Here is a 20,253-nt window from a genome sequence, read left to right on the forward strand (position 1 = left end):
CATGACGGAGCGTCGAGAGACGGGCCGCCCGCGCCGCAAACCTGTAGGTGCCAAAGGCAAACCGGGCGGCAAGCCCGGCCCCGGACACAAATCCCCCAAAGCACGCGGTCCTGCCGCTGAGCCTGACTGGAGCGAAGGCGAACGCATCGCGAAATACCTCGCCCGTGCCGGCGTCGCCTCCCGCCGGGAGGTCGAACGCCTGATCGAAGAGGGCAAGGTCAGCGTCGATGGCAAGAAACTGACCTCTCCGGCCTTCAAGGTGACGGGCAGGGAGCTGATCCGGGTTGGCCGGCGCACCATCGCCGCACCGGATGCGACCCGCCTCTGGCGGTACCACAAGCCTTCCGGCCTGATCGCGACCAATTCCGATCCCGAAGGCCGCCGCACGATCTTTGACGAGCTTCCACGTTCCCTGCCCCGCGTCGTGACGGTGGGGCGCCTGGACCTGACGACCGAAGGCTTGCTGCTGCTCACCAATGACGGCGAGCTGGCGCGCACGCTGGAGCTTCCATCGAGCGGCCTGGAGCGGACCTACCGGGTGCGCGCCAAGGGCACCGTAACACCCCAGAAGATCGAGGAACTCGCGAGCGGCCTCACGGTCGAGGGCGTGAAATACCAGCCCATCACCGCCGTTCTGGACCGCGAAATGGGCGCCAATACCTGGCTGACCGTTACCTTGTCGGAAGGCAAGAAGCGCGAGGTGCGCCGCGCCCTCGAAGCGGTCAACCTGATCGTGAACCGCCTGATCCGCGTGTCCTACGGCCCGTTTGAACTCGCCGACCTGAAACCAGGCATGGTCGATGAAGTGCCGCCAGACCTTGTCCAGCAGGCCATCGGACACCTGCATTCCGCCACCGGCACGCCTGCCCCGGCCTCCAGAGGCGCGCCCGCTGGCAACGCCAGGACCGGCTCAGGCCGAGGCAGACCGGATCCGCGCAAAGGGGCGAAACCTGCCTCCAAATCGGGCCCGAAAGCAGCTGGTAAGCCCAGCGCCCGGTCCCGTGACGGAAAACGTGCCAAACCAAACGAGGAATGGACGACCCAGCCCAAGCCTCCTTCCCCCAAGTCACACCTTGGCACCAAGCCCCCTTCCGGTAAGCTGTCCGGCAGCAGGAAACGCAACAAGCCACGCTGAGACGGCCATCGGCATGCCGCCCGTGGCGATCGCCAAAAGGGAGGCAATGCATGTCTGCAGAAGGCAAATCCGTCATCGTTACGGGCGCATCGAGCGGCATCGGCGCCGCCACAGCCAAGCGCCTGGCCGAAGCGGGCGCACAGGTCATGCTGGCAGCGCGCCGGGAAGACCGGCTCAAGGAGCTCGCGAAAGAGATCGGACCGAACGCCTCCTGGCGCGTGACAGATGTCACCAATCACAACGACATGCTGTCGCTGGGCCAGGCCGCCATGAAGCATTTCGGCAAGGTCGATGTCATCGTCAACAATGCCGGCATCATGCCGCTCTCACCGCTGGCCAACCGGCGCGTCGAGGAGTGGGACCGCATGATCGACGTCAACATAAAAGGCGTGCTCTACGGCATCGACGCCGTGCTTTCCCACATGCTGGAGCGCAAGGAGGGGCACGTCATCAATGTCTCGTCCGTCGCCGGCCTGATGACCAATCCGACCTCCGCCGTCTACAGCGGCACCAAGCATGCGGTGAAGGCCATCTCTGAAGGCCTGAGAAAGGAAACGGCCGGAATCATCCGTGTCACAACGATCTATCCCGGCAAGGTGAATACGGAACTCGCCCATTCGATCAAGGATCCCGACGTTCTGGCCGGCATTGGCGACCGGTTCAATTATACCGGCCTCGAAGGGGAAGACATCGCCGAAGCCGTACACTTCGCCATCGCCAGCCCGCGCAACATGGTGCTCAACGACATCGTGATCCGCCCCATCGAACAGGTTTTGTGAGACCCGACATGACGTTTCAGAATGTAACCGAGACCTATCAACAGGAATCCCCGCCGCACGCACCGGCGAACAAGCCGGTTTACGACCTCGACCCGCCGGTCAACCTCACCGATCCGGAAGTGTTCTCCCGGCATGGCGGATACACGCACGAGGCCTTCGCCCAGATGCGGGAGAAGGCGCCCGTCATGTGGCACCCGGAGGAAGCCGCTGCCGGTTTCTGGGCCGTCACGCCCTACGAGCTGGTCAAGCAGGTCGAGCTGGATCCGGCGACATTCTCGTCGCAGCGCGGCGGCATCCTGATGACCTATGGCCTGCCGGATCAGCCCCGCCACCCTCTGCTGCACTCTTCCAGCCTGAACAGCCTGATCAACCTCGACCGCCCCTATCACACGCCGCTGCGCATGGAGCACATGCACTTCTTCCGTCCCGGTTTCGTGGCGGAGCTGAGAAAGCGCGTCGATGCCTATGTGACCGAACTGCTGGACACCATGGAGAAACAGGGCCCGGTCGTGGACATGGTTGAAATGTTCTCCGCCGAACTCCCCCTATTCACGCTGTGCGAAATCCTGGGTGTTCCGCCAGCGGACCGGCCGAAGCTGGTTCACTGGATGCATTTCCTCGAAACGTCCCAATACCAGGCCCAGCAGGAAGGCCTCGGCAATGTGACGCCAGAGCAGATGATGGCGTTCATGCAGGAAATCCAGAACATGTTCGAATTCGGCCGTCACCTGCTGGCCGAGCGCCGCAAGGAACCGAAGGAAGACCTGCTGTCTGCCATCGCCAATGTCGAAATCGACGGCAAACCGCTGAGCCCCGAATTCCTCGATGGCTCCTGGCTGCTGATCGTGTTCGCCGGCAATGACACGACGCGGAATTCCCTCTCCGGAACGATGCGCCTGCTGACGGAATTTCCGGATCAAAAAGCGAAACTCCAGGCCAATGAAGACCTGTTCCCGAACTTCGTCCATGAAGCCATTCGCATGGTCTCACCGGTGACCTATATGCGCCGCACGGCAACCACCGACACAGAGCTCGGCGGACAACCGATTGCCGAAGGCGAAAAGGTGGTGATGTACTATGCGGCCGCGAACCGCGATCCGGAAAAATTCCCGGACCCAAACCGTTTCGATATTACCCGCGACAACGCGAAGGAGCACCTTGCCTTCGGACACGGACCCCATGTCTGCCTTGGGCAGCGCGTCGCCAACATGCAGCTTGAAGCGGCCTACCGGCAGATCCTGTCTCGCTTCCCGAACGTGAAATGGACCGGAGAACAGACGATCGCGCCGAACAATTTCGTCCATGCCATTTCCAGCCTGATGGTGGATCTCGGCACATGAGCGATACACTTGTTACCCGCGAGGACCATGATGGCTGTGCCATCCTCACCCTCAACCGTCCGGACAAGCTGAATGCGCTGACCGTTGGCATGTTCCGCGAACTTCGCGCGCATGTGTCCGATCTCTACAAGGACGACACGGTCAGCTGCGTGATCCTGCGCGGCGCAGGAAAATGCTTCTCCGCCGGGCACGACCTGGCTGATATCGCCGAGGGCGAAGCGGTGCCGTCGCGCGGCTGGCACTCGGAAACCCTGCGCCTGATGGAACGCTTGCCAAAGCCGGTGATCGCAGCCGTGCACGGCCACTGCTACACCGGTGCTCTGGAAGTCGCTCTCGCCGCTGATTTCATCATGGCGGCCGAAAGTGCCCGCTTCGGCGACACGCATGCCAAATGGGCGCTGACACCGATCTGGGGCATGAGCCAGCGCCTGCCCCGCCGGGTGGGGATCGCAACCGCAAAGCGCCTGATGTTTACCGCCGAAATGATCGGCGCCGAGGAAGCCTTCCGCATTGGTCTGGCTGAAATGGTCGTGCCGGATGCCGAGTTCGATTCCGCGATCCTGAAACTGGCACAGCAGATCACGGCCAACTCTGCCTTTTCGCACGCCGCCAACAAGCGCCTTCTGGAAGCCACAGACGCGCGGGACATGGACAGCGGGCTGCAATGGGAAGTCCTCAATAATGAAGGCGTGGGGCCTGACATGCAGGCGCGAATCGGGGCCTTTACAGGAAAGTCACCGAAAGCGAAAAAATGAGCGATTTTCTCATCCGCCGCGACGATCTGCGCGAGGTACACTGGGCCGAACGGCCGCCGGCACCGCTGGCCGATGGCTGTGCCCGGCTGAAAGTCGATGCCTTCGCCCTGACCGCCAACAATGTCACCTACGCCACGTTCGGCGATGCCATGAAATACTGGGACTTTTTCCCGGCGTCCGACCCGGCCTTCGGGCGTGTCCCGGTCTGGGGCTTTGCGACCGTGGAAGAGTCCAAGGCTGAAGGTGTGACAGAGGGCCAACGCGTCTACGGATACCTTCCGATCTCGGATCGCTTCGATGTGCAGCCCTCAAAAGTTGGCAAGGCCAGCTTTATCGATGGCGCCGCGCATCGCCAGCCGATGGCCGCCATCTACAACACCTATATCTTCACAGCTGCCGATCCGTCCTATGATGCAGAGTCTGAGGCACAGCAGATGCTGTTCCGCCCGCTGTTCACCACCGGATGGATGATCGACGATTCCCTGATGGAAACGGGCGACCCCATCCCCGAAACGGTTGTCATTTCTTCGGCGTCGTCCAAGACGGCCCTGGCGCTCGCGCATTGCCTGAAACAACGCGGCACTGTGGACACCGTCGCGCTGACGTCGAAAGGCAACAAGTCATTCGTGGAATCCACCGGGCTTTATGGCCGGGTGCGCACCTACGCCGATGCGGACCGCCTGCACGCGCGCGGCCTGACGGCCTTTGTCGACTTCCTTGGCCGCCCGACCCTGACGGCGGATGTGCATAATGCCCTGAAGGACCGCCTTGTCCGCAGCCTGGTCATTGGCGTGACCGACTGGGAAGGCAATCGTGCCCCGATCCAGCTGCCAGATCCGCAGCCGGAATTCTTCTTCGTCCCGACCTATGCGGCCGAACGCACCAAGCAGTTGGGCGCAAGCACCCTCAACGCCAAGCTCGGCCAATCGCTTCTCAGTTTCTACAAGGCGTCACGCAAATTCGTGAAACCGAAACAGGCCAAGGGGCATGAAGCGATTTCCAGCGCCTGGCTGAAGACGCTGGATGCGGATGTAAGCCCGGCGTCCGGCCTGATCCTCACGCCGTGAGGCATGCGTGACGACTGTCCGGGACCTGCTTCTCGACATACGGGGTGCGACGGACGGGGCGCCCCGCATTTATGTCCCTGGCGGCCCCGCTGAGCCGACTTGCCTCGCAAGCGCCCTTCGTGAAACGCCAGACCTCGCCGACGGCGCCACCTTCATTGGCCACTGGCTGCCGGGCATCAACCGGACGGCATGGACGGATTTTCATTCCGGCGCGGCCGCCGAGGGAACATTTCTCTATTCCGAATACCGCGCGAGTTTCGAAGCCGGGCGCTATCGCCTGCACCCCGTGCATTATTCCACGGCATTCGAATGGCTAAAGAGCGTTCCGCTGGATGCGGCGTTCATCCCCGTGTCAGCGCGTGATGCACGCGGAGATGTCTCCCTCAGCCTGGGCACAGACATGTCGCCTGCCGTTGCGGGCCGTGAGAAAGTCCGCCTGATTGCCGTCATCCGGCCGGACATGCCTTTTCCGGCCGATGCGCCGCGCCTGCCCCTTTCGGCTTTCACGGATGTTGTCGAAGACGACACGCCGTTGATCACGCTGGCCGACCCGCCCCTGTCCGACGAGGCCACAGCCATCGCTGCGCATGCCGCCACGTTGATGGGGGATGGATTTACGGTGCAGTCAGGGATCGGAAGTGTGCAGCAGATCGCCATGGCGGCCGCGGCCCACCATCGCAACATCCGTATTCACACAGGCATGATCACGGACGCGGCACTCGGTGCAGTGACCGCAGGGGCCATCGGGTCCGAGCCGGGGGCTATCCTTACCGGGACAGCCATCGGCACGCCGCCGCTTTACGACGCTGCGGGGACCGATCCGCGGTTCAATTTCCAGCCTGTCAGCGTGACCCATTCGGTGCCGGTACTGGCCGCAATCCCGCGCCTCGCCGCAATCAATGGCGGCGTGGAGGTCGACCTGTTCGGACAGCTGAATTCGGAATGGGTGAAGGGACGTCAGGTCGCCTCGACCGGAGGGCTCGGCAATTTCGTGCGCGGAGCCCAGCTTTCAGCTGGCGGACGCAGCATCATCGCCCTGCCCGCAACGGCCCGCGGCGGCAGCGTTTCCCGCATCGTGGTTCAACTCGCATCCCCGACTGTCACGCTCAGCCGTGCCGAAGCGGGTTATGTCGTGACGGAGTATGGTGTGGCCGAATTGGCCACGGCAGATATCGACGAGCGCGCCGAAAGGCTGATCGCGATTGCCGCGCCAGCCTTCCGGGATGATCTTGCCAATCAGTGGGCGAAGCTGCGCGCCAGTCTCTAGCCGCGCGCGCCTTCCAGGTTGCGCTTCTTCCCGCCGCGGCTACGGCCGCCCTGCTTGCCGCCATTGCCTGCGCCGTGAGCCTTTGGCTTGCCTTGCGGACGCGAGCCACCCTGCGGGCGCCGTTGGCCAGTGCGGCCACCGCCACCGGTTCCACGTGCCGGACCTTTCGGCTTGAAGAGGCGTTCGTTCGGGTCAGGGGTCGGCAACAGGTCGACCTTGGAATCCGCCGGCGCCTTGAGCACGTCGATCTGCATGCCAATGGTCTTCTCGATATCGCGCAGGTAATAGCGCTCATCTTCCGCGACAAAGGACATGGCGAGCCCCGTGCGGCCAGCCCGGGCTGTACGGCCAATGCGGTGCACATATTGCTCCGACACATTCGGAACTTCGAAGTTCACGACATGGCTGATGCCGTCAATGTCGATACCGCGCGCGGCGATGTCAGTCGCCACCAGCACTTTGCAATTGCCGTTCTTGAAAGCGTCCAGGGCTTTCTGGCGTTGCGGCTGGGACTTGTTACCGTGAATGGCTTTCGCGTCCAGCCCCTTGGCGAGCAGCTTGCGGACCACCTTGTCGGCGCCATGCTTCGTCCGGGTAAAGACGAGGGCGCGATCGATCTCCGGATTGTTCAGAACGTCGAACAGGAGATCCAGCTTGTCATTGTTGGACACGTGGTAGATGCCCTGGTCCACACGCTCTGCCGTGGTCGATTGCGGTGTTACGGAAACCCGCTCCGGCTTGTCCAGGAATTGCTGGGCAAGGTCGGAGATAAGCTTCGGCATGGTTGCGGAGAACAGCAGTGTCTGGCGGTCTTTCGGGACCTGCGCCACGATCTTTTTCAGGTCATGGATGAAGCCCATGTCCAGCATCTGATCGGCTTCGTCGAGGATGAGGACTTCGACTTCCTTAAGGCTGACAGCCTTCTGGCCAACGAGGTCGAGCAGACGGCCAGGCGTTGCCACCAGCACATCCGCACCGCCTTGCAGCGCACGGCGCTGGGTGTTGATGTTCACGCCGCCGAACACGGTCTGCACGTTGCAGTCCATATGGCGGGAATAGGTGCGGAAACTCTCGGCGATCTGGCCGGCAAGTTCGCGGGTCGGCGCAAGCACCAGAACGCGTGCGCTCCGTGCCCGGCGTTTCTGCGGATATTCCAGCATGAAGTCGAGCGTGGGCAGCGCGAAGGCGGCCGTTTTGCCTGTACCGGTCTGCGCGATGCCCAGAAGGTCTTTGTCTTCCAGCAACAGCGGAATGGCCTGTGCCTGAATCGGAGTCGGCGTTTCATAGCCTTCTTCCGCAATTGCCCGCATCAGCAGCGGGTTCAGGCCGAGGTCTGAAAACTTGGTCATGTATAGTCTTTCATTCGAGCGGGCGCGCGGCATGCCTGCGCGCTGCCTGCCCTGAAGGGTTAAATTTTGTGGAAGCCCCGCGCGATCAGGGGCAACGGCATTGATTGAATGCCTGAAGGAGCTGGCCGGTCGCGGCGGGAAAACCCGCTGCACGTTTCACGCTGCCTGCTCCATGCGCCCGTTACAGCGCTTCGACACTGGCCACATGGCCTCGTTTGTATGAACAGTCAATGAAGCGAATGAGAAAACCCGACGGCGCAACGCCCCTCAGCGTGCGGAAACGGTAAACTCGGTCCGCTCGTTCCGGTCGCGGGCGGCTGCGGAAGTGCCGCTGTCGACCGGCCGGGATTCGCCATAGCCTTCCGCCGTCAGCACGGCCTCGTCCACACCATGTTCAATCATGTAGTCGCGGATGGCGTTTGCCCGCTGGCGCGAAAGCTGGAGGTTGTAGCTGTCGGAACCACGCGAGTCCGTATGCTCTGCAATCTCGATATTGTAGGCGGAACACAGCCTGGCGATGCCTGTCGCCGTATCGACCACCGGCAGTTCCGCTGCATTCAGCACAGCCATGTTCACCGGGAAATCGATATCGTCGACACGCAGGGTCTGATTGAACGCGTCCTGGCAATCGTTCAGCGTCAGGTCGCTGTTCATAAGGCGTGTCAGCCCCGCGCCCAGCGTATCCTCGCGCCCCTCGACAGCCATCGCGTTCACGATCAGGCTGACCTTTTCGGCGCCTTCAGGGTCGTTCTGAATGGCGGCTTTCGCCGTCAGGAAGCTGACATCCCGGGCGGCCAGTCCCGGCGCCGTGCCAACAACAGCTGCAACGCCGTCGCGCACCTGCAGGCCAAGCCAGGGATAGCCGGTCGCCGCGAAGGTCCGCTCAAGTTTCGCGGCCCAGCCGACCGGCTCGCCGGACACGTCCACAATCGGGGCTGGTTCAGGACGAGACGAGGCGTCCGCCCGCATGACGAGGATCTTGCCATCCCGGATCTGGTAGGTGCCATCGGAAATCGGAATACAGTCCGCTTCAGCCGCAGCGGCCGTTTTCTGAACGCCTGGAGCATTTTCCTGCCCCGAACAGGCGGCCAGTGCGAGGACTGCCGCAGCGCCGGTAACCATACGCGTTGCCAGAGCCATCTTGTCTTTCCTTATGCCTTCAGAAACCGTGCTTCTCACAGCCCCATGCATGATCCGGGCCGGTTGGCCCATGATCGCTGCGCAGCATCCGGCGTTCGCCCCGCCTTGTCAAAACCCTTCGCGGGCCGGGCGAGGCGCCGCCGGTGACTGCGGTCAGTTCTCGTTCTTGTAGACGACGCCGCCCTTCATCACGAAGTCGACGTCTTCCAGCTCGGCAATGTCCTTCAGCGGGTCCGCGGTAACGGCGATGATGTCGGCATATTTGCCCGGAACGATCGTGCCAATGTCGGAATCCATCTCGACATGTTCAGAGGCAACCACAGTGGCAGACCGGATCGCTTCTTCCGGCGTGAAGCCTGCGCCAACCATGAGGGCAAATTCCTGCGCATTGTCGCCATGCTTCGATACGCCGGTATCGGTGCCGAAGGCGACCGTCACGCCACCTTCATGGGCGCGGCGCAGCATGTCCTGCATCAGCGGACCGACAATGGCGGCCTTCGTACGGCTTGCTGCCGGCAGCCATGGCTCGTCCACCCAGCCTGTCACCGTGGCCCCGGCCAGAACGGTCGGCACCAATGTGGCATTGTGCTCCTTGAACAGGGCGATGGTCTCATCATCGGTGTAGGTGCCGTGCTCAATGGAATCGATACCGGCCCGCAGGGCGGATTCGATGCCCACCTTGCCATGGGCATGCGCCGTCACCTGGCGGCCCATCGAATGGGCGGTCTCGACGATGGCTTCCAGCTCCGCATCGGTGAATTGCTGCTCAAGACCGGCCTTCGTGTTGGACAGCACGCCGCCCGTTGCAGTGATCTTGATGACATCGGCGCCCTCTTTCACCTGCTGGCGAACCGCCCGGCGGCAATCATCCGCGCCGTTGCAGATGTTCTTACCGGTAAACAGCGCCATGACGTCCGGCGCATAGCCGTTGATATCGCCATGACCGCCTGTGACCGACACGGCCTGCCCCGCCGCCCGCATGCGCGGACCGGGCACCAGCCCCTTGGCAATCGCATCGCGCAAGCCAAACACGGCATCATTCGACCCGCCAACATCCTGCACCGTGGTGAAGCCGGCCAGCAGCGTCTTGTGCGCATAGCCTGCACCATCGAACGCCTGGTCGACCGTTGTGTCCTCAAACGTCTTGATCCGCTCGCCCGGGCCGGACTCGCCAGTAATGTGGACGTGACTGTCGATCAGGCCCGGCAGCACATAGGCGTTGCGCAGATTGATCACCGGCACGCCCTTTGGCCCCGGCTTGTAGCCCGCCTCAACCGACACGATCCGGCCGTCCTCAACGACGACCGTCTGCTTGCGGAGATATCCGTCACCCGGCGTGGCAAGCAGATAGCCTGCGTGGATGACCGCTTCCTGGGCGGCGGCCGTTCCGGCCAGGGCCGTTGCAGCCGCTGCGCCGGCTACCAGTTTCATCAGCTTTGTGTGCATTGTCTTCACTTTCGATCAGAGGTTCAGGATCAATTTCATTGCGCCATCTGGCGCGCGCCGGACGGCAGTATGTGACAGGCAGCCAGGCAGAGGAGCGCCTTCATTCGCTCTCCTCCAGGCCCGTCAGCCGGCCATTTTCATCTCTTGTTTCCGGGCCGAACACGCGGGCGCGTCCGTCGCCGAACGCGGCATCGCGAGCGCGCAGCGTGGCTTTCAGCCCCTTCTCGGCGACGCTGGCCCGGAACCCGTCGGCGGCGCGCGTATTATGCCCGCGTACATCGTTCTCCACAGCCAGGCGCTGCAGGGTGCGGGCCCCCATCAGTTCCATGGCAAGGTTCACGATCCGCTTGTTTGCGGACAACAGATCCGGGTCGATCTTTGCCATCCGGCCGGCGAGACCGACAACTTCGTTTTCAAGATCATTGCCGGGCACTGCCTTCATGACCAGCCCGATGGCCTGCGCCTCGGTGCCGGTCACCGTGTCGCCGGTCAACAGCAGGCGCTTGGCCCATTGCGGCCCGCAATTATAGACCCAGAAATTATTGGGCAGAGCCCCAAGGTCCCGCGCCGGGGGAAAGCCAAACGTGGCGTCATCCGCTGCGATGACCATGTCGGCCAGCAATGCCAGGTCACACCCGCCCGCCAGGCAATACCCGTGCACCTTGGCGATGACCGGCTTGTGCATGTCGAACAGCGCCATCCGCCAGCGCTGCTGGCGTTCGAGCTGCCAGGCATCGTCATCAATGCTGCGATGGCCGCGATAGGTTTTCCCGTCCTTGTCCTCCACCGGCGACACCGGCACCTCTCCGTCTGCACCGGACAGGTCATACCCGGCACAGAAGGCGCGGCCGGCGCCCTCCAGGATCACACAATGCACGGACCGGTCATTGTCCGCTTCCCACAGCGCGGCAGACAATTCCGCCTGCATGACGAAGGAAAGCGCATTCAGCTTCTCAGGCCGGTTCAGCGTAATACGCGCATGCCCGTCCTGTGTGGCATAGAGAATGGTCTCAAACCCGCTCATCCCTTGCCTTTCTCCCAGGACATATCGAGCCTCGGCTGGTCGCGGAACGTATCCGTGCTCTCCGGGTCCCATGGGAACCGGCCATCGTCGCCCGCCCAGAAAACCTGGATCATTCCCTCAAGCGGCGGACGTCCGGTTTCGCGGCGGATCATGATGTTGATGGCACCGACCTCGCCCAGATGTTCGTCGTGCACCGGGCGAAGTTCGACTTCCTCCCCCTCCAGCACACCATCCATACGCAAAGGCTGGTCTGTCCAGCTCTTCTCTTTCACCAGCCGGGCGGCAACATTGTGGATCATGCCTTCCGCCATCGTCCTGTTCAGACCGAACAGGACAAGTTCCGGCAGCCCGAATTTCTCCTGCATCCCGACCGTTACGGTGAACAGCAACCGGGACTCCGGATCGGCCGGGTCCTTCTGGACAGAAACCATGGCCCAGCCGTCACGATCGACACGGGCCGCAATCGGCTGCAATTCCGGGGACAGCGCCATCTTGCCCTCCTCAGGCCGGCAGCTTGTCGGCGGGGTAGGCCGGATAGCTGGCCTTCAGAACGCCGTGATTGAGCAGCATTTCCGCAACCTGCGTATTGCCGGTCTGATCGTAGAATTTGGTCCGGATCCAGTAATTCTCCGCGCGGCGGCTTTCCGACAAGGCCACCACTTCACGGCGCAGGATGTAGGTCTCCCCCACCAGCAGCGGCCCCTTCACCATGCGCACTTCAAGATCCGCAAACAGGCCGATCGCCGGCTGCTTGACCGGAAATTTCGCCGTGCGGCTGGAATAATTACCCAGCACACTGACCATTTCCAGCGGCACAATCGGCTTGTCCCACGGCCCGGCGGACGCGTCTGAGTAAACGTCCATTGGCTCGGTGATGACTTTCAGCTTCTCTGCCAGCGAGAACGGGTAAAGGTTGCCCATGTTCTGGTCCATGCCCATGGTCACGGTTTCATCCGCGATGCCTGTCATGCCGACTTTCATGTCTTCGAGGATGACCAGGTCACTCGGCGGGCGCAGCTTCTTCATCCGGCCTTCCAGCAGCGTTTCGCCATGATCCGGCCCGATAGAGGCGCTTGCTTCCAGCACGGGCGTACCATCTTCCTTGAAGGCGCGGCACATCGTGCGGGTTTCGCCGGGCGCTGGCCGGTCGACCTCAACGCGCACCTTCTCGCCTTCGAACACCATGTTCAGGAAGTGGCTGGAGAAGCAGCCGCGCTCGAACCAGTCATTGCCCCAGATATCAGCAAGGTAGGGCACGAATTGCGAGAAATGCGTCGGCCCCTCAATCGGACCGGCCTTGATGCCAAGGCGTTCAGCCTCGCTGTCATCGTGCAGGCTCTTGTGCCCGTCATAGGATTGTTCCTGAAGCATCTGTACGGGCGCGCGCAGTGGCCCCTTGATCGTCTCGGTCATGGCGTCTCCTTTTCCTGAAGTTTGCCACCATCATGGCGCGGCGTCACCCTGCGGTGTCGCGAGTTCCATATCGATGGCGTGTTGAATTGCCTTGTAGAATCCTTTCCGGGCTTCCCATTCGCCGCCCGTGTCGCCCAATGCCGAGGTCCAGCTGGCGTTCGAGGCGATGACGAGATTGCGGTTCGGATCGATAAAGATGCCCTGCCCGAAGATGCCATCGGCCTGGTACGACCCGTCATCCCAGGTCCACCACTGATACCCATAGCCCTCGCCGGGTGAGCCGATGTCGGCCTGTTTCACCGTGGCCGCCGCGATCCAGCCTTCCGGCAGCACATCCGAGCCGCCTTCAAGCATGAACTGGCCGAAACGGGCAAAATCCCGCACCGAAGCCTGGATACAGCATCCGCTGATTTCATGACCGTCATGGCCAAGCAGCCACGTCGCGTCCCTTTCCATGCCGTAGGGCGTCCAGATCTTTTCGGACAGATACCCGGCCAGCTCCCGGCCTGTCGAACGGCTGACCAGCACGCCGATAAGGTTTGTCTCGCCGGTCGAATAGTTCCACACCTCACCCGCAGGATGCGCGCGGCCGAGGCCAGCCATATAAGTCGCAAGTGCGCTCTTGCCGGGCGCCGCCTCCTGCAGATCGAACTGCGCGACATCGGAGGCCGGATCACTGTAGTCCTCGTTCCAGTCGATGCCTGACGTCATGGTCAACACCTGCTCGACCGTCACGCCGTCATAGGCAGACCCCTTCAGCTCGTCGATATAGTCCGACACCGGATCATCAAGGCTCTTGATCGCGCCATCCCTCACCGCCCCGCCGACCAGGGTGGAGGTCAGGGATTTGGCGACAGAGAAGCTGGTCCAGCGGCCATCCGGACGGAAGCCCATTTCATAGCGTTCGAGCCGGACTTTCCCGTCCTGCAGAATGACAATGCCTGCCGTCCGGTTGGCCGCAAGATAGGCGTCCAGGTCGATGCCGGTATCCAGTGGTTCACCTTCCGGCAATTCACGCACGTCTCCCCCGGCCTCAATCGTGTGGGACTCGATCACGAATGGAATGCGGTCGATCATGCGGAAACCGGCATCGCGCTGCGCCTGGTTCCAGAACAGGATGTCCCGGCCATAGGGCTGGTGGGCCAGCAGGGCGCGCCAGTCCGGCCCGATCAGAATCCAGCCGATCCCCGCCGCCACGATCAGCGCAGCAAGGAAGACGCTCACGCGTTTCAGAATCGCCATGTCATTCTCCAGTTGCGAATTTTCCACGACGCTCCGGTCCAAACCACCAGCCGAGGAAACACAATGTCATCAACAGAGCCGACAGGCACAGCGTCAGCGTTGTCGTGCCGTGCCAGCCGGCATGCTCATAGGCAAAGGTCGCGCCCCAGCTGGCCAGGCCGCCGCCCGTGAACATCAGCACGATGTAGACCGTCATCAGGCGGGTGCGCACGTCTGCCGGCAAGCTGAGGAAGGTCATCCGCCCGGTGATGTCGATCAACGGCCCCACGACGTTCATGAACATGATCGGGATCAGCAGGAGCCACAGGCTGTGGCCGAACAGGCCCAGCAGGCAGACCGCGCAGAACTGGATCATGGAAACGAACACCCGCGCCTTGCGCGGCCCGACCCGATCGGCAATGCCTCCCAGGAACGGCGTGGTCATGAGGTTCAGCAGCGACACCGCCGCAAGATAGCCCACCGTATCGGCGCCATAGCCCATGGCCGGGCTGGTCAGGTACAGGCCAAGGCCCAGCCAGACGGACAGGAAGATGCCGAAACCCAGCCCCTGGATCGTACCGGACAGCAGCACTTCAGGATGCTTCCGGATAATCGGGAACACCGACAGGACCAGACCGGCATAAGTGTGCCTGGGTGCGTCTGCCTCTGCTTTTTCGCGTTCGTCCATGATCCGCGGCAACATGAACGTGACCGCCGCCATCACCGTCGCTGCGATGAAATAGACCGTTCGCCAGCCAAGGTGTTCGCCGACCCAGCCGGCCCCGACGCGCGCCAGCAGGATACCGCCGATCACGCCGGTGGTCAGCGTCGCCGTGACCTGCCCCAGCCGTTCCGGCGCCACCCGTTTGGACGCATAAGCCGGCAGGAGGTAAGGCGTGATGGTCGAGAAGCCCAGGAATGTGGACCCGGCGACAAACACCCAGAACTTTGTCGCCAAAGCCATCACGATCAGCCCGGCCAGCTGTCCGGTCGCGAAGATCGTCGCCAGCTTGCGGTTCGAGACCCGGTCGCCGAGTGGCAGCAACAACAGGATGCCCAGCGCCAGCGCAATCTGGTTCAGGGCCGGAACAAGCCCGATCTCGGACGGCGAGACTCCAAAGTCCTTTGCCACAAGCGCAATGATCGGATGGATGTAGTAGGCGTTCGCCGTCACCACGGCCCCCGCCAGGGTCAGCAGGATCAGGTCCCGCCGCCCGAGGCGGTGTGTCTGTGGAGCTGGGTTTTCCCCGTCACCGGATGGCTCAGGTGTCACCCCGGCATCCCGGCACGGCGCGCATAGTCGGCGGCAAACTTCGCAAGCGGCACGACGCGCGCGGCGTTGCTTTCAGCATTGGCGCTGTTGGCGGTGCCGTCGCGGACACGTCCGATGATGCCCTGCAGAATGCCCGCGAGGCGGAAGCCGTTATAAGCGAAGTAATAGTCGAGCTCCGGCAGGCCATCGCGGCCGGTATGCTTGCAGTAGAGATCGACATATTCGTCCATGGTCGGGATGCCCCAGGCCTTGAGGTCGTCAATCGCCATGATGGACCCGCGCGTGCTGTCGCCCGGCGGCATCACCCAGTTCATCAGGTGGTAGGAAAAGTCCGCCAGCGGATCGCCCAGTGTGCACAGCTCCCAGTCGAGCACGGCAATCACTTTCGGCTCGGTCGGGTGCAGCACCATATTGTCGAGCCGGTAGTCGCCATGCACGATCGTGGTCTTGTCGCCCGGCGGAATGTTCTTCGGCAGCCATTCGATCAGCTGCTCCATCTCCGGAATGTGCTGGGTCTCGGAAGCCTTGTACTGCTTCGTCCAGCGGTGAATCTGGCGGGCAACATAGTCGCCCTCCTTGCCGAAGCCTTCGAGGCCGGCGGCGCGCCAGTCGACATTGTGAAGATCGGCAAAGGTCTTCACCTTGGCCTCATAGATGGCGCGGCGCTCGGCGGGCTCACAGTCAGGCAGGGTGCCGTCCCACAGGATGCGGCCTTCCACCATGTCCATGACATAAAACATTGTGCCGACCACGCTCTCATCGGTGCACAGGCCGTAGGGCCGGGCGACCGGATAGCCGAGCGGATAGAGCGCCGAGATCACCCGGTATTCCCGGTCGACGGCATGGGCGCTGGGCAACAGTTTGCCCGGCGGCTTGCGGCGCATCACATATTTCTTGTTCGGGGTCACCAGCTGGTAGGTCGGATTGGACTGACCGCCCTTGAACTGGCGTACTTCCAGCGGGCCTTTATAGCCCTCGACATTTTCCTCCATCCAGGCGGCCAGCGCGGCCTCATCGAACCGGTGTGACTCGGCGACTTCTTTGGTGCCACTGAACAGATCGCTAGCTTTCGGCGCGTCGGCCATTTTCCTGCCCTCATTTCCGCAATTTCTCAGAAGATACAATACTCACGGGCCACGCTGCGCCAAGGCCTTCCGCGACGTCCGCGTATGCCCGTCTGAAAGAAAGACGTGCGCCATGCTGCAGATCAAAACCCTGATGACCGCAATCACCATCATCTGTATCGCCAGTGTATGTCTGGCGGGGCTTGTCACCTTTATGCTCTGGCGCGAAGCTGGTAGAATGCTGCATCATAGCAAGGCAACTTCCCTAACGGCAAAGCCTGCTTCACTTGTCGCACCTGTAAGGAAAGGAAAAGCCCCATGAAGCGTTTCCCAACCCGTGCCGCGGCCTGTCTGGCTGCGCTCTGCCTCACCGCCCTGCCCGCCGCCGCGATTCCCGTCGATCCGCAGGGCCTGATCCGGCCGGACCTGCTCGGCAAGGCCCTCGCTTCCCTGAAGGCGCATGGCGATACGGCCGACCCGACGCATCTCGTCATCGTGGACTATGCCCGCCGGTCCAGCGAAAAGCGCGCCTATCTAGTCAATCTGGAGACCGGGCTGGTGGAAGAGGCCTTCCGCGCCGCCCATGGCTCCGGCTCCGATCCTGACCATGACGGCTTTCTCGACAAATTCTCCGATGTGCCCGGCTCTTCTGCCAGCCCGCAAGGCGCCTACCTCCTCGCCGAACAATATGTCGGCAAGCACGGCAAGTCGCTCCGCCTCGACGGGCTGGACCCGACCAATGCCAATGCCCGCAACCGGGCAATCGTGATCCATGCCGCCGACTATGCGGAACCCACCTTCCTGCAGAAATGGGGCAAGCTCGGCCGTTCGAACGGCTGCATCGTCTTCTCGAAGAAAGACCTCGCCACCTTCCTGAAAGACGTGCCCCGCCGCACGCTGGTGTACGTCGGCAAGTGACAGCCTGACTGACATTTTGTTGTCAGCCCAACAAAACCGCTTAGGATGACCTCAAGCCTTTGAGCTTGGGGGACAATCAGAATGCGGCTCTGTCTATCCACACCAGAGGATTCCTTGTGATCCTCCAGCGCCTCGCCACTTCGATCCGCAAGCAGGATTGGTTCACCGTCTTCATCGAGACGCTGATTGTTGTCTTCGGCGTGTTCATCGGTCTGCAAGTCAACAACTGGAATGAGGCGCGGAAGGATCGGATTCAGGCGGAGACTTCGCGTGAGAGGCTAATTGCCGATTTGCGCGCCGATCTTGATGCCTTTGCCATTCGTCGGCAGTGGTACGAGGAAGTCCTGGAAGCCGCCCTGCGCGTTGATGACGCTCTGCAGTCCGATCCGCCCGATACGGTCGATGAGACGTGGCGCTTTGTCCGGGACAGCTGGATTGCCGGCGGCGAATGGCCGTTCGCGCCGTCGGCGCAGATATACAAAGAGCTTCAGAACGCTGGCGATCTGGACCTCATCGCCAGCGGATCGATGCAGCGCCGGCTGCGCGACTATTATGAAGACTCCGCGCACGAGATTGAGATATCGCTGACATTCAGGTCCGCCTATGCCGATCTGGTGCACCAATTAATCGAAGGCCGCGTTGGCATGCTTATGGCCGACTGTCTGTCAGCGGCCAGTCTCGAGCCCAGCTCGCCAGGTACAACCCCCGCTACATTCTACAAGGACTGTCAGCCGCCAGAAGACTTTGCTCTCGTTATGCGCTCAGTCACAAGCCTCCGGGAGTCGGCGGCACTCCGATCCCAGCTGAATGCGCGACTGAACAGACTTTCGGGGCTCCGGTCACTGCTTGAGTATCTTGATCGACAGGCAGCATCTCTGGTGTCGGATCTGGAGACAACACGATGATCCTCCGCCGCCTGACAGAAGCCTTTCGCAAGCAGGACTGGTTCACCGTGGTGATCGAAACCCTGATCGTGGTCTTCGGCGTTTTCATCGGGCTTCAAGTCAATAACTGGAACGCGGCGCGGGTTGAGCGAAACAGCGAGCAGGTCCTCCTCCTGCGCCTGCAGGAGGAGACCCGCTCACTTCTGGACACACAGAAAGAAGAGCTGGCCGTACATAGCCCTCGCCTTGGGCTGGCCACAGACGCTAATTCCGTCATGTTCTCGCTCGCGCCATCACGGCCACTCACCAATGAAGAGTGCTGGGCTCTGCTCGTCTCACACTGGATACCCTCGCCCACCGAAGCATTGTCGAGCCTTGATGAGCTCATTTCATCCGGCCGGTTTGACCTGATTTCCAACCCTTCCGTGAAGTCGGCCCTGCGCGACTATGCTGTTGTGCAGGAACGTTCCCGTGCTGCGCGGGCAGAAGCGGTCAACGAACTTTTCCGGCTTCACACCCGGTATCCGGACGCCATCTGGCTCGAAGTGGGGCGTGCTGAAGATGCAGGCTACGTTTCTCCAAGTGCGGGCCGTGACGACAAGGGCCTGGTGTGGCGATATAATTGTGACATCGACCAGATACGCGGGAATAAGGGCCTCCTCAGCGAGTACAGCGACAACATTGCACGCTTGGAGTCATTCCTCGACCGGTACGAAGACCGCATTGCGGTCCTGACCGTGCTGGATGCTGAACTGGCGAAGGAACTGGGCACGCCAGACTCACAGCGCAAGAGCGAGGCCGCCCCATGATCCTGCGCCGCATCACCCTCGCGTTCCCGTCATACCTTGAAAGCCGGGCAACTGACCTGGTCACGGAATTGGAGACCCAATGACTCTTGAGCAGATTGCCTATGTTGCCCAGATCGCCGGTGTCATTGTCGTTGCGGCGACCCTGATCTTCCTTACGATACAGGTCCGGCAGGGTACCGTATTGCTGCGCTCGGAGTCGCGGCAGACACAGCTCGCGAACGACCAGACCGGCGTTTACAAATTTGTCGAGTTCCCGGAACTCGGCCGCATACTCTCGCAAGCCGAAACACCCAGTTTCGAAGAGAAGACAAAAGTGATCTTCTGGATGATCGGCCAGATGCGCGCCCGCGAATATGAATGGCTGCAATACAAGTCCGGCGCCATGGACAAGGAGTCCTGGGAAACCTATCGCGGTGTGATCTATTTCGTGCTCGGCACTGAACGGGCCCGCGCGCTGTGGGGCCTGACCGCCGGATATTTCAATGCCGGATTCGCTGCAATGGTCGAAGAGATGGTCCGCGAGGTGCCACCGATCGAATACTGGAACGAGCTGCAGGCGATAAAATAGGCCAGCGGCCCGTTGCGCGCCTCAGATTAAACTTCCGACACAATTCAGATTTCTGCGACGGGAAATGCCCGGCGACACGTTTGACCTGTATGCGGTTCGCCGCAACCGGTCCCGTTCGCTGTGGTTTCCTCCCCTGAAAATGACACGGCGAACCGCCCGCCATGCCGTCTGTCTTGACCCCCTGAGCCCCAACAGACGGCATGGCGGGCACCTCCATTTCTCTGGCCCTTTTCCGGCCCGGATTCCTTACCGGAATTTCACCTCTCACGAACGCGTGAGCCGCATGGAAACTGCCCCCCTTTTACCCATATGAACAGGACGAGAGAGGTCCCGTTCGAAACGTTTCTTCCCCCTGGAAACCGAACGGCGAACCGCCCGCCATGTCGCCCCGTCCTCACCCCCCTAGATGGACGACATGGCGGGTTTTCTCTCGGTCCTGATCATTTTGGATAAACGACCTCGGCCCGACGTCTTACAGGCGAGTCCCGTTCACTCCGGCACCCCTGAAACAGCCGGAATTGAACAGCCCGCCGAGCCAATCGGACCCCGGTCTGGCCCGGCGGGCACCTTTATTCATCATCCGCTGAAATTTTCTGGATAAAGCGCCGGACTGGCACGTCTTGTCTTTGAAGCCCGCACGCGGGCCTCTTCGCTGTGGATACCATTTCCCCATTCTCCCACCGCACTTTGGGGACAGCGAAACCGCCCGCCATGCCAGGTCCAGCCCCCCGGACCAACGGCATGGCGGGCCCCTTTTCCGGGTCTACCGCAGCCTGCCCTTGCATTCACCACAGGCCCGGT

20 protein-coding genes are annotated in these 20,253 nt (G+C 62.0%); 11 read left to right on the plus strand and 9 right to left on the minus strand.

What is annotated here, in order from left to right; all coding sequences use genetic code 11:
• Window position 1: 1 nt before the first annotated feature.
• The 6 genes from HAD_RS14635 to HAD_RS14660 are packed head-to-tail and all read left to right on the plus strand — an operon-like array spanning window position 2 to window position 6,343.
• A complete protein-coding gene (locus tag HAD_RS14635) occupies window positions 2-1,135 on the plus strand; it encodes a pseudouridine synthase (RefSeq protein ID WP_084331991.1) in 1,134 nt (377 codons plus the stop codon).
• 50 nt (window positions 1,136-1,185) lie between these two features.
• Window positions 1,186-1,914 (plus strand): SDR family oxidoreductase, encoded by a 729-nt coding sequence (locus HAD_RS14640; RefSeq protein ID WP_035573054.1) that lies wholly within the window; start codon window positions 1,186-1,188, stop codon window positions 1,912-1,914.
• Window positions 1,915-1,922: 8 nt separating this feature from the next.
• Window positions 1,923-3,254, plus strand: a complete 1,332-nt coding sequence (locus HAD_RS14645; RefSeq protein ID WP_035573057.1) for a cytochrome P450 — start codon at window positions 1,923-1,925, stop codon at window positions 3,252-3,254.
• Window positions 3,251-4,009, plus strand: coding sequence for an enoyl-CoA hydratase/isomerase family protein (locus HAD_RS14650; protein WP_035573059.1), 759 nt, complete (start codon window positions 3,251-3,253; stop codon window positions 4,007-4,009). The genes HAD_RS14645 and HAD_RS14650 overlap by 4 nt, the downstream gene beginning before the upstream one ends.
• Entirely contained in the window at window positions 4,006-5,076 is a 1,071-nt protein-coding gene (locus tag HAD_RS14655; RefSeq protein ID WP_035573060.1) for a DUF2855 family protein, read from the plus strand. The genes HAD_RS14650 and HAD_RS14655 overlap by 4 nt, the downstream gene beginning before the upstream one ends.
• Window positions 5,077-5,083: 7 nt before the next feature.
• Window positions 5,084-6,343 carry an acetyl-CoA hydrolase/transferase C-terminal domain-containing protein gene (locus tag HAD_RS14660; RefSeq protein ID WP_051596346.1) on the plus strand — a complete coding sequence of 420 codons (1,260 nt, stop codon included), beginning with the start codon at window positions 5,084-5,086 and terminating at the stop codon, window positions 6,341-6,343.
• Here the strand turns inward: HAD_RS14660 and HAD_RS14665 are convergent.
• From HAD_RS14665 to HAD_RS14705, 9 genes are all read right to left on the minus strand, one after another.
• Window positions 6,340-7,692 (minus strand): DEAD/DEAH box helicase, encoded by a 1,353-nt coding sequence (locus HAD_RS14665; protein ID WP_035573068.1) that lies wholly within the window; start codon window positions 7,690-7,692, stop codon window positions 6,340-6,342. The two genes, HAD_RS14660 and HAD_RS14665, sit on opposite strands and share 4 nt — an antisense overlap.
• Window positions 7,693-7,959: 267 nt before the next feature.
• Window positions 7,960-8,832, minus strand: a complete 873-nt coding sequence (locus tag HAD_RS18160) for an OmpA family protein (RefSeq protein ID WP_051596347.1) — start codon at window positions 8,830-8,832, stop codon at window positions 7,960-7,962.
• 153 nt (window positions 8,833-8,985) lie between these two features.
• Complete coding sequence (locus HAD_RS14675; protein ID WP_156942316.1) at window positions 8,986-10,263, minus strand: metal-dependent hydrolase family protein; 1,278 nt, start codon at window positions 10,261-10,263, stop codon at window positions 8,986-8,988.
• Between the two features lie 115 nt (window positions 10,264-10,378).
• A complete protein-coding gene (locus HAD_RS14680) occupies window positions 10,379-11,302 on the minus strand; it encodes a crotonase/enoyl-CoA hydratase family protein (protein WP_035573072.1) in 924 nt (307 codons plus the stop codon).
• Window positions 11,299-11,793, minus strand: coding sequence for a DUF4262 domain-containing protein (locus HAD_RS14685; RefSeq protein WP_035573075.1), 495 nt, complete (start codon window positions 11,791-11,793; stop codon window positions 11,299-11,301). Before HAD_RS14685 ends, HAD_RS14680 begins: the two co-directional genes overlap by 4 nt.
• Before the next feature lie 10 nt (window positions 11,794-11,803).
• Window positions 11,804-12,715 (minus strand): hotdog family protein, encoded by a 912-nt coding sequence (locus HAD_RS14690; RefSeq protein WP_035573077.1) that lies wholly within the window; start codon window positions 12,713-12,715, stop codon window positions 11,804-11,806.
• Window positions 12,716-12,745: 30 nt separating this feature from the next.
• The gene (locus HAD_RS14695; protein ID WP_035573079.1) at window positions 12,746-13,957 is read right to left on the minus strand and encodes a serine hydrolase domain-containing protein; all 1,212 of its coding nucleotides are present in this window, start codon (window positions 13,955-13,957) and stop codon (window positions 12,746-12,748) included.
• 1 nt (window position 13,958) lies between these two features.
• On the minus strand, window positions 13,959-15,209 hold the full coding sequence (locus HAD_RS14700) for an MFS transporter (protein ID WP_084331993.1): 1,251 nt from the start codon (window positions 15,207-15,209) through the stop codon (window positions 13,959-13,961).
• On the minus strand, window positions 15,206-16,294 hold the full coding sequence (locus HAD_RS14705) for a phosphotransferase family protein (RefSeq protein ID WP_035573081.1): 1,089 nt from the start codon (window positions 16,292-16,294) through the stop codon (window positions 15,206-15,208). The genes HAD_RS14700 and HAD_RS14705 overlap by 4 nt, the downstream gene beginning before the upstream one ends.
• A 112-nt stretch (window positions 16,295-16,406) precedes the next feature.
• Here HAD_RS14705 and HAD_RS18625 point away from each other — a divergent pair, with 112 nt between their 5' ends.
• The 5 genes from HAD_RS18625 to HAD_RS14725 all read left to right on the plus strand — a co-directional run bounded on the left by HAD_RS18625 (window position 16,407) and on the right by HAD_RS14725 (window position 19,452).
• Window positions 16,407-16,595 (plus strand): hypothetical protein, encoded by a 189-nt coding sequence (locus HAD_RS18625; protein ID WP_156942297.1) that lies wholly within the window; start codon window positions 16,407-16,409, stop codon window positions 16,593-16,595.
• Window positions 16,592-17,191, plus strand: coding sequence for a murein L,D-transpeptidase catalytic domain-containing protein (locus tag HAD_RS14710; protein ID WP_051596348.1), 600 nt, complete (start codon window positions 16,592-16,594; stop codon window positions 17,189-17,191). Before HAD_RS18625 ends, HAD_RS14710 begins: the two co-directional genes overlap by 4 nt.
• Before the next feature lie 116 nt (window positions 17,192-17,307).
• Window positions 17,308-18,096 carry a hypothetical protein gene (locus HAD_RS14715; protein ID WP_035573083.1) on the plus strand — a complete coding sequence of 263 codons (789 nt, stop codon included), beginning with the start codon at window positions 17,308-17,310 and terminating at the stop codon, window positions 18,094-18,096.
• Window positions 18,093-18,884, plus strand: coding sequence for a hypothetical protein (locus HAD_RS14720; protein WP_035573085.1), 792 nt, complete (start codon window positions 18,093-18,095; stop codon window positions 18,882-18,884). Before HAD_RS14715 ends, HAD_RS14720 begins: the two co-directional genes overlap by 4 nt.
• A gap of 79 nt (window positions 18,885-18,963) precedes the next feature.
• Window positions 18,964-19,452: a hypothetical protein gene (locus HAD_RS14725; protein WP_035573093.1), complete on the plus strand. Its 489-nt coding sequence runs from the start codon at window positions 18,964-18,966 to the stop codon at window positions 19,450-19,452.
• Window positions 19,453-20,253: the final 801 nt, after the last annotated feature.

This window comes from Hyphomonas adhaerens MHS-3, assembly GCF_000685235.1.
Taxonomy (GTDB): Bacteria; Pseudomonadota; Alphaproteobacteria; order Caulobacterales; family Hyphomonadaceae; genus Hyphomonas; species Hyphomonas adhaerens.

Excerpts from the sequence above, each read along its gene's own strand:
- HAD_RS14635 (WP_084331991.1), top strand. The coding sequence starts at position 2 with ATGACGGAGCGTCGAGAGACGGGCCGCCCGCGCCGCAAACCTGTAGGT.
- HAD_RS14640 (WP_035573054.1), top strand. The coding sequence starts at position 1,186 with ATGTCTGCAGAAGGCAAATCCGTCATCGTTACGGGCGCATCGAGCGGC.
- HAD_RS14645 (WP_035573057.1), top strand. The coding sequence starts at position 1,923 with ATGACGTTTCAGAATGTAACCGAGACCTATCAACAGGAATCCCCGCCG.
- HAD_RS14650 (WP_035573059.1), top strand. The coding sequence starts at position 3,251 with ATGAGCGATACACTTGTTACCCGCGAGGACCATGATGGCTGTGCCATC.
- HAD_RS14655 (WP_035573060.1), top strand. The coding sequence starts at position 4,006 with ATGAGCGATTTTCTCATCCGCCGCGACGATCTGCGCGAGGTACACTGG.
- HAD_RS14665 (WP_035573068.1), bottom strand. The coding sequence starts at position 7,692 with ATGACCAAGTTTTCAGACCTCGGCCTGAACCCGCTGCTGATGCGGGCA.
- HAD_RS18160 (WP_051596347.1), bottom strand. The coding sequence starts at position 8,832 with ATGGCTCTGGCAACGCGTATGGTTACCGGCGCTGCGGCAGTCCTCGCA.
- HAD_RS14675 (WP_156942316.1), bottom strand. The coding sequence starts at position 10,263 with ATGAAACTGGTAGCCGGCGCAGCGGCTGCAACGGCCCTGGCCGGAACG.
- HAD_RS14680 (WP_035573072.1), bottom strand. The coding sequence starts at position 11,302 with ATGAGCGGGTTTGAGACCATTCTCTATGCCACACAGGACGGGCATGCG.
- HAD_RS14685 (WP_035573075.1), bottom strand. The coding sequence starts at position 11,793 with ATGGCGCTGTCCCCGGAATTGCAGCCGATTGCGGCCCGTGTCGATCGT.
- HAD_RS14690 (WP_035573077.1), bottom strand. The coding sequence starts at position 12,715 with ATGACCGAGACGATCAAGGGGCCACTGCGCGCGCCCGTACAGATGCTT.
- HAD_RS14695 (WP_035573079.1), bottom strand. The coding sequence starts at position 13,957 with ATGGCGATTCTGAAACGCGTGAGCGTCTTCCTTGCTGCGCTGATCGTG.
- HAD_RS14705 (WP_035573081.1), bottom strand. The coding sequence starts at position 16,294 with ATGGCCGACGCGCCGAAAGCTAGCGATCTGTTCAGTGGCACCAAAGAA.
- HAD_RS18625 (WP_156942297.1), top strand. The coding sequence starts at position 16,407 with ATGCTGCAGATCAAAACCCTGATGACCGCAATCACCATCATCTGTATC.
- HAD_RS14710 (WP_051596348.1), top strand. The coding sequence starts at position 16,592 with ATGAAGCGTTTCCCAACCCGTGCCGCGGCCTGTCTGGCTGCGCTCTGC.
- HAD_RS14720 (WP_035573085.1), top strand. The coding sequence starts at position 18,093 with ATGATCCTCCGCCGCCTGACAGAAGCCTTTCGCAAGCAGGACTGGTTC.
- HAD_RS14725 (WP_035573093.1), top strand. The coding sequence starts at position 18,964 with ATGACTCTTGAGCAGATTGCCTATGTTGCCCAGATCGCCGGTGTCATT.